Source organism: Sphingorhabdus sp. EL138, from assembly GCF_945890115.1.
GTDB lineage: Bacteria > Pseudomonadota > Alphaproteobacteria > Sphingomonadales > Sphingomonadaceae > Sphingorhabdus_B.
Map to the genome: position 1 here is coordinate 67,339 of NZ_CAMDCK010000001.1, position 12,175 is coordinate 79,513.

Genomic DNA, 12,175 nt, shown 5'->3' on the forward strand with positions numbered 1-12,175 from the left:
CGCGTGCAAAAAATCTGTTTCCTTTTCAACCATGACCAAACGCACCAGATTGCGCATAGTTTGCCAATTGCGTTGCAGATGGCCAAAAGCGGCGTTGCCGATGTAACGCTGGCTGTTACCAGCATTTTGGTTGAGGCCGAAATCCGCAGATTAAGCGGCGCGGCGCTTCAGGGCGTAAAAATCGTCCCATTACACACCAAATCTGCTGTGTCGCAATTACTCGTCCGTGCATTTGACCGTTTGGTCCCAGCGCGCAAGCTGCTCGTCTACCGCGATAATCTTGAATTCTTCCGACAATTCGACGCGTTGGTCGTATCGGAAAAATCAAGCCTGATCCTGAAAACCCGATATGGATTGGACAACATAAAGTTCATCCATACCCGCCATGGAGCTGGCGACCGGGCGATCGGGTTCAATGCGGAAAGTGCGCAATTCGATCTCATTTTAGTATCGGGCGAAAAGATCCGCGATCGCCTTGTCCGCGACGCGGGGGTGCCGCCGGAAAAAATCCGTATCACCGGATATGCGAAGTTCGATATTGCCGTCCCAGCGTCAGCGCCGCTGTTTCCGCAATCTCATCGCCGGACCATTCTATACAACCCCCACCCTTCGCCGCATCTTTCTAGCTGGTTCAAATTCGGTGCAGAGCTGTTGGAGCAGTTCTACCAGAGTGATCGCTATAATCTTATATTTGCGCCGCATGTGATGCTGTTTGCGCGGCCATGGACGATCACAATCGATAGGCTGTCGATCGCGTCCGCCAAAAAGCCCGCTGCCCGATATAATGATGCACCGCATATGTTGATGGATTTGGGTAGCCCGGCCTGCACAGACATGACCTATACCAACGCAGCGGACCTGTATCTGGGCGATGTGAGCAGTCAGGTCTATGAATTTCTCAACCGCCCGCGCCCGTGCCTGTTTTTGGATGCCCATGATACGCCATGGCAAGGGAACCCTAACTACCGCCACTGGGCAACTGGACCTGTGAAGACAGACGCAAGCGACATTATCGGCGCTGTCGATGCAGCGTTTGCATCGCAGGCTTCCTATAGCGATGCGCAACGTGCCCTGTTGGAGGACAGCTTTTCAGTCACCGCCATACCTGCATCTGTGCGGGCGACGGCAGCTATTATCGATTATCTGGATCAAGCCATTGGGTGAAGAGGCACGCCAATTGCCCCTATCGGCGCAATCACCACTGCACCGGATTGCCGGGAATATGGGCCGATTGCTCTCGGGTAAGGCGGCGGCAGGCATCATCAGCCTTGGCTCGATTGCCATTGCGGCCCGAATCCTTGGGGTCGAACAATATGGTGTGCTCAATCTGGTGCACGGCTTTGCGACGCTGATGGGTGGGACCATCGCCTTTTCCGGCTTTCACGGCATGGTACGCTATGGTGCAGAGGCACTCAACCGTGGCGCAGCTACACAGTTCCGCAACCTCATATTGTTACTTGCACTTATTGAACTCGGCATGGCCGCTGTGGCCATCGGCGTGGCGATGCTGCTGGTTCCATGGGTCGGTGTATCCTTGGGGTGGAGCCCAGAAGCGATTCAATTTGGCGGGCTGTATTGCTTGGCCATTCTCGCCACGGTTCGGGCCACGCCACAAGGCTTGCTTCAGTTGGCCGAACGCTTTGACCTGATCGGTCTGCACCCCGTCATCATGCCACTGATCCGCTTAATAGGGGCGCTTTTCATTTTGTTTAATGGCGGGGGACTGGCTGCATTTTTGTGGGTGTGGCTAGCCGCAGCGATTGCCGAGGGCCTTTCCATGTGGCTCTTGTGCTGGATGGGTACGCGTCATCTGGCAATCGGCGCAGATGGGCGGCTGACGTTAAAGGGCACGCGGCGCGACAATCCGGGTATCGTGCGCTTCATTGCGACAACCAATCTCGACCTTACCTTACGCGATATTGCGCCTAAGGCGACGCCCTTAATCATTGGCTGGATGCTAGGGCCAGCCGCTGCGGGCCTGTATGCCCTTGTGCAAAGGGCAAGTGCCATTCTGATTCAACCCGCACAAATGCTTGGGGAGGCCGCCTATCCGGTCGTAACCCGCCTGTTGATTAGTGGCAATGATCAGGCCGCAGGCAAAGCGGTCCGGCGTTCGGCCATCTTTGCAACAGGCATGGCATTGCTGGCCGCAGCCATTATGTGCCTGTTCGCCGGAAAAGTTCTGGAGCTGCTTGGCGGCGCAAGCTTTGCAGGCGGCGCGTCGTTGCTTATCTTAGTCCTGCTTGGTCGGGCGATGATTGCAGGCATGCCGACTTTATCGGCGGCGCTCACCGCGCAAGGACGACCCTGGGTCAGTGCTCGCGCCAATTTGGCCAGCAATGTGGGCATGTTACCTTTGCTACCGCTGTTGATTTGGTGGTTTGGCCTGAATGGTGCGGGGGTGCACGGAATATTGCAAAGCCTTGTCCTCCTTAGCTTGTTGATATGGAGCTATAATGGATCGCGCCTTGCACCGCGCGTCGGGATGTGATTACGCGGCCACCTACGCGGCAGGGGAACTAAAATGACGAGCGGCGATTTTTTGATCAAGCAACTGAAAAAGGCTGTTTTTGTGCCATATGCCAAATTGCGGGCAACGCTTGGCGGCGAAGGCACTGGTTTTAGCCGCTCCAGCTATGGCGTGCTGATGAAAACAAACTGGCGCGACCGCACCTTCATTTATTGCCGTTTTGCTGTCTATGGGCACGGCCTGTCCGATTATCTGAAAGGCCTCACACAGCCGTTCGTCTTTTTAGATATTGGTGCAAACCAAGGTCTCTACAGCCTGATTGCCGGCCAGAACCCCCATTGCACCCGCGCGATTGCGCTTGAGCCAGTGCCGGACACGTTTGAGCGGCTGCGCCAGAATATCGAGGCCAACAACCTTCAAGATAAAGTCCAAGCGGTGCAAGCCGCCCTGTCAAACCAAGCGGGCACCGCGAAAATCGTCTTTGATGCCGCACATAGCGGGCTTGCGTCGCTACGCAATGATGGCGCCGACGGTTTGGACATCAGTACCATCAACATGGAAGCTTTTGATGTGCTGCTTGGCGCGCCCGAAATGTTAGTCATCAAGGTTGATGTCGAGGGGCATGAAGCCGCGGTCATGGCAGAGTTGGTCAAGTCGCGCTTTCTATCGCGCATCCAGTCAGTGTTTTACGAAGTCGATGCCAAATGGAGCGATGCCGACGGCTTGCGGGCGATTTTGGAAAGCGGCGGCTTTACCCATTTCGTGACCGTGGGTCGCGGGAAGCATTATGACGTGTTGGCTACGCGCCAACCATAAGTCACTGCCTTTATCGGTTAGTGCGCATTTATGAAGTTCACGACATCGGCGACGACGGGTGCCTTTTGGCGGAACGGACGCGCGACGGCCATGATGATATCGGCGTGGTCGACATCGGGGTATATCTGCAACTGCTGCTGCCCACCGAGTGCTTGTATCTTCTCGGATAGGATTTTGCTGTTGCGGGGCTTCACGACGGTATCCTTTTCGCCGGTAAGCAATAACAAAGGCGGCGCATCCGCGCGCGCAAAAGTGATCGGTTGCGTTTCCGTCAGGTCCGGCCATTGCCCCAAGGCAATTTGTGACGATTCGGTCGTCAGCGGTAGGAAATCATAAGGCCCGGCAAGGCCAATGACCCCTTTGATCACATCCGGCTTGAGATTTTTCGCAGCAAGCCATTGCGGGTCAAGCGCCGTCATCATGGCGATATGGGCACCAGCACTATGCCCCATAAGAAAAATGCGTTTGGGGTCGCCATCATGCGTGGCGATGTTGGCATTGACCCAAGCAATAGCCGCTGCCGTATCCTCGACAAATGCAGGAAAGCGCACCTTCGGCGATTTGCGATAATCGGCAATGATCGTGACAAAGCCGCGCGATGCAAAAGCGCGGCCCAAAAAGCCATAGCCCTCCCGCTCGCCATCACGCCACGCGCCGCCATGAAAGAAGATAAGTACCGCAGATGTGCCAGCGGCGTTTTGCTTGGGCAGGTAAATATCAAGCATCTGCCGCGCGTCATCGCCATATGCGATGCCCGTCAGCGGGGCTTGGCTATACTCGGCAGGACCAGGTGCCATCCGGTCTGCAAAATCGAGCTTTTGCGGATCTGTCTTGGCCCAGAACCATAAACCGCAACCAATCAAGGCCAGCGTGAGCGCGATAAGGATATATTTGATCATACGATATATGTGCCTATCAAAACGCCAGTCCACAACGTAAAAAGGTGGCCCCAGAGGACGGAACAAAAGAGGTCTTAGATCGACAAGCTAGCTTGCCCCGAAGTGGATTTAAGAGCATCTCATTCAAGAAGAGATTAATGGGGGTAGAATGTGTCCGAGATCGTCACGGCAGTCCAGAGGGGCAGTCAAATTTACGTTTACGATCATAAAGGTCGCCAGATTTCCAGCGTATTTGCCGGAAGTTAAATTCAGATTTTACGAAATCCCGAGGGGGGGGTGGAGGTTTTGTGAACGAATTGCCAACCAGATATATATCGTCATTTGTCGTGGAGTTCATAAGTGACTTCATGCACTTCTGCGTTGAAAAATATGGATTTTCAACTGAGGAAATTAGCATTATTTGCGTGGTTACAACGGAAAGCACGCGGGAAATCCGTCATGATGGTTATTTGCTCACAACCTATGGAACAGAGGTTCAGGCAATCCCAGATGAGTTCCGATTTCCGGTCAGCGTTCAATTCGTCTGTCGTCGGTTGGGCATGCGGCGAGAAACGACGCGACGAAAACTTGAAGATCTCGCAAATAGAGGTTTTCTAAATAAAATTAAGGGCGGATACACGCTACCAGCTCAAACAAACGCTGCTGATTATACCCAAGAGTTGAGGGATTTTTTGGTGTCAAAAATCTGCAATCTCAGGACGTATATAGAAAAAATTCCAGGGTAAAAACGCTATCGGTGATTCGGGAGCAACTGCATGTCGATGCCCAAATTGGGCAAACTGTGTTGTTGTAAACTTTGCTGCTTATTATTTACCCACCACGACTCGGTGATGTGGGGACATACCTAGTGGCAGATACGGAACTAAAAGAAGCAAGCCTAGTCTTGTCTGCAATTGGGCAGCGCATACAGGCTGCCCGAAAAAAATGCAGAATGTCGGTGGCTAAATTGTCGGCTAAGACTGCAATTTCGAGCCGATTTATTGAAAATATCGAGGCAGGCGAGTTCAGCAAACTCCCTGGGCGATCGCATGTGCTGGGTTTCACCCGATCAATCTGCCGTGAACTAGCATTAGACGCAGAAGAGATTGTTCAGGCGATCAAATCAGCGATGTACCCTGCCCCAATGACGGAATTCGAAATAACCATTGCCCAGCAGATGAAACGTCCGCTGGTAGCGAAGATCGTCAATGGGTTAAAATCTGTTCTGGGCCGTATTGCAATTTTTAAAGAACCCATTCCTTAATTTTCGCGCGCATAATGCTGCGCTTTTTATAGGGTGCTGGACCTTTGATGGTGTGCTGGCAACACAACAAAAAGGGGCTGCGATTTCTCGCAACCCCTTGAACTCCATACGAAAAAGAGACTTTTCGTATCAGCGCTTCGAAAACTGGAAGCTCTTACGCGCCTTGGCCTTGCCGTATTTCTTACGCTCGACCACGCGGCTGTCGCGGGTCAGGAAGCCTTCCGACTTCACGGCGCTACGCAGCAGTGGCTCATATTTCGACAGTGCTTGCGCGATGCCATGCTTTACGGCGCCGGCCTGGCCCGAAAGACCACCGCCCTTGACGGTTGCGATGACGTCATATTGACCGATCCGCTCGGTAACACCGAACGGTTGATTGATCACAAGACGCAGCGAAGGGCGTGCGAAATAGATTTCCTGGTCGCGGCCATTGACGACAATCTTGCCAGTGCCAGGCTTCAACCATACGCGGGCAACCGCGTCCTTGCGGCGGCCAGTTGCATAAGCGCGGCCTTGCGCGTCGATTTCCTGTTCACGAATGACAGCAGCGATCTGTGCAGGTGCTTGAACGTCGGCGCCCAAGGTTTCGAGATCAGCGAGCGAAGTTGCAGTATCAGACATTATGCACCCACCTTATTCTTGCGGTTCATGGAAGCGACGTCGAGCGTCGTTGGCTGTTGACCGGCATGGGGATGCTCGGAGCCATTGTACAAATGCAGCGCGCGCATTTGCGCACGACCCAAAGGACCGCGTGGAACCATGCGCTCAACGGCCTTTTCAAGGACGCGCTCAGGGAATTTGCTGTCCAGCACCTTGCCAGCAGTGATACCCTTGATACCGCCGATGTAACCCGTGTGGCGATAATAAACCTTGTCGGTCAATTTCTTGCCTGTGAACTTCACCTTGTCCGCATTGATGACAACCACATGGTCGCCGCAATCCACATGCGGGGTGTAGCTTGGCTTGGTCTTACCACGCAGGATGTTGGCGATGAGGCTAGCCACGCGGCCAACAACCAAACCTTCTGCGTCAATGAGGATCCACGATTTCTCGACGTCCTGTGGACGGATCGATTTCGTAACTCTGGATAGCGTTTTCATCGCTAATCGCACCTTTCGAAATTTTGTAGATATGTAGAATCATCACTGACCCACATGCGAAGCGGAGCCAATGGCGACAAACGCCCGATTAGTCAAGCAAAAGCAAGGGTCTCACGACGGGTAAAATAATACCGTTGGTTGAATTACACGGTTTCACGTCCCAATATATGCGCACCCCAAACGGTGGACGCGACCAGCAAAGCGCCGACCGCCTGATGCGATACCGCCAACACAATGTTCACGCCGGTCATGACGGTAGCAATGCCTAAGATAATCTGAACGCCAAAGCTGCTGTGGATGGCAATAGAGGCGCTACGGCCGCCTGCTTTTTTGACACGGCGCGCCAGCAGGATCAGGGCAAACACCGCGACCCACGCCCACCAGCGATGAACAAAATGCGTGAGATAGGGGTCGTTCACCAACGCGTAGAAAACGCCTTTGGTGGTATCTACTCCGTCAGGGTACAGCCGGTCATTCATTAAAGGCCAACTGTTGGACACATAGCCCGCGTTCAATCCTGCGACCCATGCGCCAAACAACATCTGGATAAACAGGATTGCAAAAACCGAAGCCGTCAAGGGGGATATTCTCGCTGGCTTCGCCGCTGGGTTTTTGACCAGCGCCTTGAGGTCAAGCGCCGTCCAAACCAGCCCGCCAAGAATGATGAAAGCCGTGAGCAAATGGACCGCAAGGCGGTAATGGCTCACATCGGTACGCGCCGAAAGGCCCGAAGACACCATCCACCAGCCAATGGTACCCTGAAGCCCGCCCAAGGCCAGCAACGCAAGCAAGCGTGGCTTATACCCTGCGGGAATGGCTTGCTTCACCCAGAACCACGCCAGCGGAAGTGCAAAGGCCAAGCCTATGACGCGTCCAAGCAAGCGGTGCACCCATTCCCAGAAATAGATAAATTTGAATTCGGCTATCGTCATGCCGGCCGGACCGTTGATCTGGGTATATTCCGGAATCTGCTTATATTTCTCAAATTCTGACATCCAAGCGGCCTCGCTGAGCGGAGGAAGCGTGCCGGTTATGGGTTTCCATTCGGTGATTGATAATCCCGATTCGGTCAGACGCGTGATCCCGCCGACGACGACCATTGCAAAGACCAAGGCAGCAACGCCCATCAGCCAGTTGATCAAAGCAGCAGGTCGAGCTGATGCGGTTTCGGACGCGGGGTGTGAGGTGAGCGCAGTATCCATGCGCGCCGATATGCCGCTTAATGCGGATTGCCGCAAGCAAAGGAGGTTGCAAAATTTGCTAATCAAGCTGCAATTTAGCGATGTAATGTTGTAACGTGCATCAGATCCGTGTAATGACCATGATATGGCACAGGTATGGCAAAAATGGCGGTGGGACGGGCTTGGCCTGAGCATTGCCGGATTGTGCCTGTTGCATTGCCTGATAACCACGGTTTTGCTGGCCATTCTTGCGTCTGCGGGTGGCGCTTTATTGAACCCTATGATCCATGAGGTCGGGCTGGTCCTCGCCATCCTTCTGGGTGTTTTGGCATTGGGCCAAGGCTTCCGCATGCATGGCTTGTTCCTGCCCGCCTTTGTCGGCGCACTTGGTATCGGCATGATGGGCGGCGCACTGACGCTGCCACATGGCACTATGGAAATCGCTTGGACGGTAATTGGCGTTGTCTTTCTTGGACTTGGCCATTTGCTTAATCATCGGGCCAAAGGCTGAACCCCAATCGCGCGGTGATTGACCCGCCGCATGCCAGCGCCTACATCGCCATCATGGCAGCACATCACCATCATGAGCATGCAGGCGCATCGCTTGCGCAAGCCGCAGAAGCCACGCTTGTCGAGGCTGGCGAACAATGGACCGATATGCGGTCAGATATTTTCGCGGTACTCGCAACCTTTGAAAAGCCGGCGTCGGCTTATGATATAGCGGACCTTGTGTCACAAAGACGCGGCAAACGCGTTGCTCCCAACAGCGTCTATCGCATCTTGGACCTATTTGTGACAACGAACCTCGCGCGCCGCGTGGAAAGCGCAAACGCATATATCGCCAACTCGCACCCGGGATGCTTGCATGATTGCATTTTCCTGATTTGCGATAGCTGCGGCACCGCAACGCATATTGACGATGATGCACTGACCATGAGCGTGCGTGCAGCGGCGGAACATGCTGGCTTTGCGCAAGTTCGCCCCGTCATCGAAGTCCGCGGCAAATGCGCCGATTGTGATTGAAAAATCTGCAATTACCCGTTCGACAGCCAGATAAAACGCCGCTAAGCTTAAAGTATGACTCATTCGCCTGACACGCCGTTACTTGATACGGTTAAAGTGCCCTCGGACCTTCGTAATCTTGCCGCATCGCAGCTTCGTCAGCTTGCCGACGAATTGCGCGCCGAAACTATTTCCGCCGTATCTGTCACGGGCGGCCATTTGGGCGCTGGGCTGGGCGTTGTTGAACTGACTACGGCCATCCATTATGTCTTCAACACACCCGATGACCGGTTGGTCTGGGATGTGGGCCATCAATGCTATCCGCACAAAATTCTCACTGGACGCCGCGACCGCATCCGCACCTTGCGCACTGGCGGGGGGCTCTCGGGCTTCACCAAACGCAGCGAGAGCGAATATGATCCGTTCGGTGCGGCACATAGCTCAACGTCCATTTCCGCAGCCTTGGGCTTTGCCGTCGCCAACAAGATCGCTGGCACGCCCGGCAAGGCGATTGCCGTCATTGGCGATGGGTCCATGTCCGCTGGCATGGCGTATGAGGCGATGAACAACGCGCAAGCCGCGGGCAACCGCTTGATCGTGATCCTGAATGACAATGACATGTCGATCGCGCCGCCCGTCGGCGGACTGTCGGCCTATTTGTCGCGTTTGGTATCGTCAAGCGAGTATCTGGGCCTGCGCAGCCTTGCAAGTAAGGTCGCCAAGCGCCTGTCGCGCCGTATCTACACTGCGGCGTCAAAGGCCGAAGAATTCGCCCGTGGAATGGCGATGGGCGGCACCTTGTTTGAAGAGCTTGGCTTTTATTATGTCGGCCCCATTGACGGCCATAATTTGGACCAACTGATTCCCGTCCTCGAAAATGTCCGCGACAATGCCGACGGTCCGGTCCTGATCCATGTCGTCACGCAAAAGGGTAAGGGCTATGCCCCTGCCGAAGCAGCCGCCGACAAATATCATGGCGTTGTGAAATTCGACGTCATCACCGGCAAGCAGGAGAAAGGCCCCGGTGGCGGGCCACCTTCTTATCAAAATGTGTTTGGTGAAACGCTTGCCAAGCTTGCGGAAACCGACCCCAAAATCTTTGCGATCACCGCCGCCATGCCTGGCGGGACGGGCGTTGACAAATTCTCTGCCGCGCACCCCGAACGCTCCTTTGATGTAGGCATCGCAGAACAGCATGCCGTGACCTTTGCCGCTGGTCTCGCGGCGCAGGGGATGCGCCCATTCTGTGCGATTTACTCGACCTTCCTGCAACGCGCGTATGATCAAGTCGTCCATGACGTCGCGATCCAGAATCTGCCCGTACGTTTTGCTATCGACCGCGCCGGTTTGGTCGGTGCCGACGGCAGCACGCACGCCGGATCGTTCGACATTACCTATTTGGCGACCCTGCCAAATATGGTCGTCATGTCACCAGCCGATGAGGCGGAGTTGGTCCACATGACCTATACCGCCGTCTTGCACGACAGCGGCCCAATCGCGTTCCGTTACCCGCGCGGAAATGGCACGGGCATTGCCTTGCCCGAAGTGCCTCAGCAGCTCGAAATCGGTAAGGGCCGCATTGTCCGTGAAGGCAAAAAGGTCGCGATCCTGTCGCTCGGTACCCGTCTGGCCGAAGCTATCAAGGCGGCGGACACGCTGGACGCTAAGGGTCTGAGCACCACTGTTGCAGATTTGCGCTTTGCCAAGCCGCTTGACGAAAAATTGATCCGCCACCTTATCGCCACGCATGAAGTTGTGGTGACAGTCGAAGAAGCGTCAGTTGGCGGGCTTGGAGCGCATGTGCTCACCTTGGCCAGCGACGCTGGCCTGATGGACGCAGGCCTAAAAATCCGCACTATGCGTCTGCCAGATATTTTCCAAGAGCATGACAGCCCACAGAAGCAATATGACGAAGCGGGCCTCAATGCGCCACAGATCGTCGACACTGTGCTGAAGGCGCTGCGCCACAATAGCACAGGCGTTGAGGAAGCGAGCGTGCGCGCTTAAGGGCGCGCTGCTGTCACCCCATTAACCCGGAATAACCGCCTGCGCGGTTTGGCCATCGCCTTCGGGTGCGGCGATGATGTCGCGTGTGATGCTGCCTTTGTTTACCGTCGTGGTCTGCGGATCACCGACCGATGAACGGATGCCCAATTCGGCAGTACCCGACGTCGTCGAAATCGCACGTTCAGCAGCAGAGCGCGTCGCGGTGCCGCCAAACAAAGTCTCCAGCATCTGCTCTTGCCCAGCCTGAGCAGGGCGAATGGCCGAGGCTACCGTTGGTTCAAGCGCAAAATCAGGCGGAACCACCAAGGGCGCAGCGCGGCCAACCGACGGCGCAGCGGCTTTATTGCCGCCTAATATGTTACCCATCGACCCACATCCCGACAGCAAAGGAAGCGTCATTAGGGCAACGGCGAAAAGGACAGGTTTTGTGTTCATATATTTATCCACTTTCAGGCCGGGTTACGGGCGGGGCGCAGTTGCAGGCGCAGCGCCGCCAAACATGGCGTCCAAAACCTGCTCCTTCGTGTCGCCATCCTGCGGACGCGGGGCGTTAGGGGTCGGCGTTGGCAGGGTGAAGGTCTTAGGGACCTCGATCGGCTTTGACCGGCTAACGGCAAATTCATCGGGACGTTCACGGTCATAGATGCTGGTCGTGCCGCAGCCCGACAGCGCAAGAATAGCAACTGACGCCGCCGCTAAGATAGATATCCGCTTCATGACTTCTCCACTATATCGGCATTGCTTGCAGTTTCCTGAACATCTGGACCGCGACCGCTTTCCTTGTCACCTATCAGGAACGCGCGGGCAAGCAATATCAATACGCCGATGCTAATGCAGGCATCGGCCAGATTGAAAATATAAAAAGGTCGGAAAGCGCCAAAATGCAAATCGGCATAATCCACGACATAGCCATAACGCGTCCGATCAACGATGTTCCCAAGCGCACCGCCCAAGACCAATGACAAAGCCAGTATATCGCCGCGCAGCTTCTCACGCCACATCCATACCCCTACGCCAGCCGCAATCACCGATGTGAGTGCAACCAGAGCCCAGCGTTCGCCATCACTGTCCGCAGTTAGGAAACTCATCGATACACCGCGATTTTCGGCATAGCGCAGGTCGAAAAACGATATGATGTGAATGACGCCACGCTCTTTCAACTGCAGCGGCCCAAGCATTGCATATTTCACGATCTGGTCGAGAATGAACACAAGGCTTGCGACCATGAGGCCCTGAAGGCGGAATTTAGAATTGGGGTTCATGCGTGCGTCCTAACCCACCAAAGCTGCATCGTCACCCTGAACTTGTTTCAGGGTCTTAATATTAAACCGTCCAAAGTAAGATGCTGAAACAGGTTCAGCATGACGGGCTTTAGTCGGTCTTCGTGCCTTCGTGGCTTTGTGCGAGCCCTTCATGCTTTTTGGTTCGCACAAAGGCACAAAGGCACGAAGAAGATC

Annotated in this window: 15 protein-coding genes; 8 read left to right on the plus strand and 7 right to left on the minus strand. The window is 54.8% G+C overall.

From position 1 onward, the window contains the following. Positions 1–3 precede the first annotated feature (3 nt). Genes Q0O07_RS00385 through Q0O07_RS00395 form a run of 3 tightly spaced genes read left to right on the plus strand, consistent with a single transcriptional unit; the run spans position 4 to position 3,286 of the window. Complete coding sequence (locus Q0O07_RS00385) at positions 4–1,164, plus strand: hypothetical protein (protein ID WP_295489091.1); 1,161 nt, start codon at positions 4–6, stop codon at positions 1,162–1,164. Beyond that, entirely contained in the window at positions 1,157–2,491 is a 1,335-nt protein-coding gene (locus tag Q0O07_RS00390; protein ID WP_295489093.1) for a lipopolysaccharide biosynthesis protein, read from the plus strand. The genes Q0O07_RS00385 and Q0O07_RS00390 overlap by 8 nt, the downstream gene beginning before the upstream one ends. Positions 2,492–2,524: 33 nt before the next feature. After that, a complete protein-coding gene (locus Q0O07_RS00395) occupies positions 2,525–3,286 on the plus strand; it encodes an FkbM family methyltransferase (protein ID WP_295489095.1) in 762 nt (253 codons plus the stop codon). Between the two features lie 17 nt (positions 3,287–3,303). On the opposite strand, the gene Q0O07_RS00400 is transcribed toward Q0O07_RS00395, so the two are convergent. Continuing rightward, entirely contained in the window at positions 3,304–4,185 is an 882-nt protein-coding gene (locus Q0O07_RS00400; RefSeq protein WP_295489096.1) for an alpha/beta hydrolase, read from the minus strand. A 287-nt stretch (positions 4,186–4,472) separates the two neighbouring features. Here Q0O07_RS00400 and Q0O07_RS00405 point away from each other — a divergent pair, with 287 nt between their 5' ends. Together Q0O07_RS00405 and Q0O07_RS00410 are read left to right on the plus strand one after the other, a co-directional pair. Next, entirely contained in the window at positions 4,473–4,910 is a 438-nt protein-coding gene (locus Q0O07_RS00405) for a hypothetical protein (RefSeq protein WP_295489097.1), read from the plus strand. A gap of 122 nt (positions 4,911–5,032) precedes the next feature. After that, positions 5,033–5,428, plus strand: a complete 396-nt coding sequence (locus Q0O07_RS00410) for a helix-turn-helix transcriptional regulator (RefSeq protein ID WP_295489099.1) — start codon at positions 5,033–5,035, stop codon at positions 5,426–5,428. A gap of 129 nt (positions 5,429–5,557) precedes the next feature. Here the strand turns inward: Q0O07_RS00410 and rpsI are convergent, their stop codons facing one another. The 3 genes from rpsI to Q0O07_RS00425 form a co-directional block, all read right to left on the minus strand. Continuing rightward, positions 5,558–6,049, minus strand: a complete 492-nt coding sequence (rpsI, locus tag Q0O07_RS00415; RefSeq protein ID WP_295489100.1) for a 30S ribosomal protein S9 — start codon at positions 6,047–6,049, stop codon at positions 5,558–5,560. Continuing rightward, positions 6,049–6,528: a 50S ribosomal protein L13 gene (gene rplM / locus Q0O07_RS00420; protein WP_295489102.1), complete on the minus strand. Its 480-nt coding sequence runs from the start codon at positions 6,526–6,528 to the stop codon at positions 6,049–6,051. Before rplM ends, rpsI begins: the two co-directional genes overlap by 1 nt. 143 nt (positions 6,529–6,671) lie before the next feature. Beyond that, positions 6,672–7,730, minus strand: coding sequence for a COX15/CtaA family protein (locus Q0O07_RS00425; RefSeq protein WP_295489104.1), 1,059 nt, complete (start codon positions 7,728–7,730; stop codon positions 6,672–6,674). Positions 7,731–7,854: 124 nt separating this feature from the next. Between Q0O07_RS00425 and Q0O07_RS00430 the strand changes: the two genes are divergently transcribed. From Q0O07_RS00430 to dxs, 3 genes are read left to right on the plus strand one after another with little or no spacing between them, the layout of a single operon-like run. Further along, positions 7,855–8,220: a MerC domain-containing protein gene (locus Q0O07_RS00430; RefSeq protein WP_295489106.1), complete on the plus strand. Its 366-nt coding sequence runs from the start codon at positions 7,855–7,857 to the stop codon at positions 8,218–8,220. Between the two features lie 53 nt (positions 8,221–8,273). After that, entirely contained in the window at positions 8,274–8,732 is a 459-nt protein-coding gene (locus Q0O07_RS00435) for a Fur family transcriptional regulator (protein ID WP_295489297.1), read from the plus strand. A gap of 54 nt (positions 8,733–8,786) precedes the next feature. Further along, positions 8,787–10,718 (plus strand): 1-deoxy-D-xylulose-5-phosphate synthase, encoded by a 1,932-nt coding sequence (gene dxs / locus Q0O07_RS00440; protein WP_295489108.1) that lies wholly within the window; start codon positions 8,787–8,789, stop codon positions 10,716–10,718. Between the two features lie 21 nt (positions 10,719–10,739). Here dxs and Q0O07_RS00445 read toward each other — a convergent pair whose 3' ends face one another. The 3 genes from Q0O07_RS00445 to lspA are packed head-to-tail and all read right to left on the minus strand — an operon-like array spanning position 10,740 to position 11,980. After that, positions 10,740–11,153 carry a DUF3035 domain-containing protein gene (locus Q0O07_RS00445; RefSeq protein WP_295489110.1) on the minus strand — a complete coding sequence of 138 codons (414 nt, stop codon included), beginning with the start codon at positions 11,151–11,153 and terminating at the stop codon, positions 10,740–10,742. A gap of 24 nt (positions 11,154–11,177) precedes the next feature. Next, positions 11,178–11,435 carry a DUF3035 domain-containing protein gene (locus Q0O07_RS00450; protein ID WP_295489111.1) on the minus strand — a complete coding sequence of 86 codons (258 nt, stop codon included), beginning with the start codon at positions 11,433–11,435 and terminating at the stop codon, positions 11,178–11,180. Beyond that, positions 11,432–11,980, minus strand: a complete 549-nt coding sequence (lspA, locus tag Q0O07_RS00455; RefSeq protein ID WP_295489113.1) for a signal peptidase II — start codon at positions 11,978–11,980, stop codon at positions 11,432–11,434. The genes Q0O07_RS00450 and lspA overlap by 4 nt, the downstream gene beginning before the upstream one ends. Positions 11,981–12,175 lie beyond the last annotated feature (195 nt).

Excerpts from the sequence above, each read along its gene's own strand:
- dxs (WP_295489108.1), top strand. The coding sequence starts at position 8,787 with ATGACTCATTCGCCTGACACGCCGTTACTTGATACGGTTAAAGTGCCC.
- Q0O07_RS00435 (WP_295489297.1), top strand. The coding sequence starts at position 8,274 with ATGGCAGCACATCACCATCATGAGCATGCAGGCGCATCGCTTGCGCAA.
- Q0O07_RS00450 (WP_295489111.1), bottom strand. The coding sequence starts at position 11,435 with ATGAAGCGGATATCTATCTTAGCGGCGGCGTCAGTTGCTATTCTTGCG.
- Q0O07_RS00425 (WP_295489104.1), bottom strand. The coding sequence starts at position 7,730 with ATGGATACTGCGCTCACCTCACACCCCGCGTCCGAAACCGCATCAGCT.
- Q0O07_RS00430 (WP_295489106.1), top strand. The coding sequence starts at position 7,855 with ATGGCACAGGTATGGCAAAAATGGCGGTGGGACGGGCTTGGCCTGAGC.
- Q0O07_RS00400 (WP_295489096.1), bottom strand. The coding sequence starts at position 4,185 with ATGATCAAATATATCCTTATCGCGCTCACGCTGGCCTTGATTGGTTGC.
- rpsI (WP_295489100.1), bottom strand. The coding sequence starts at position 6,049 with ATGTCTGATACTGCAACTTCGCTCGCTGATCTCGAAACCTTGGGCGCC.
- Q0O07_RS00445 (WP_295489110.1), bottom strand. The coding sequence starts at position 11,153 with ATGAACACAAAACCTGTCCTTTTCGCCGTTGCCCTAATGACGCTTCCT.
- lspA (WP_295489113.1), bottom strand. The coding sequence starts at position 11,980 with ATGAACCCCAATTCTAAATTCCGCCTTCAGGGCCTCATGGTCGCAAGC.
- Q0O07_RS00395 (WP_295489095.1), top strand. The coding sequence starts at position 2,525 with ATGACGAGCGGCGATTTTTTGATCAAGCAACTGAAAAAGGCTGTTTTT.
- rplM (WP_295489102.1), bottom strand. The coding sequence starts at position 6,528 with ATGAAAACGCTATCCAGAGTTACGAAATCGATCCGTCCACAGGACGTC.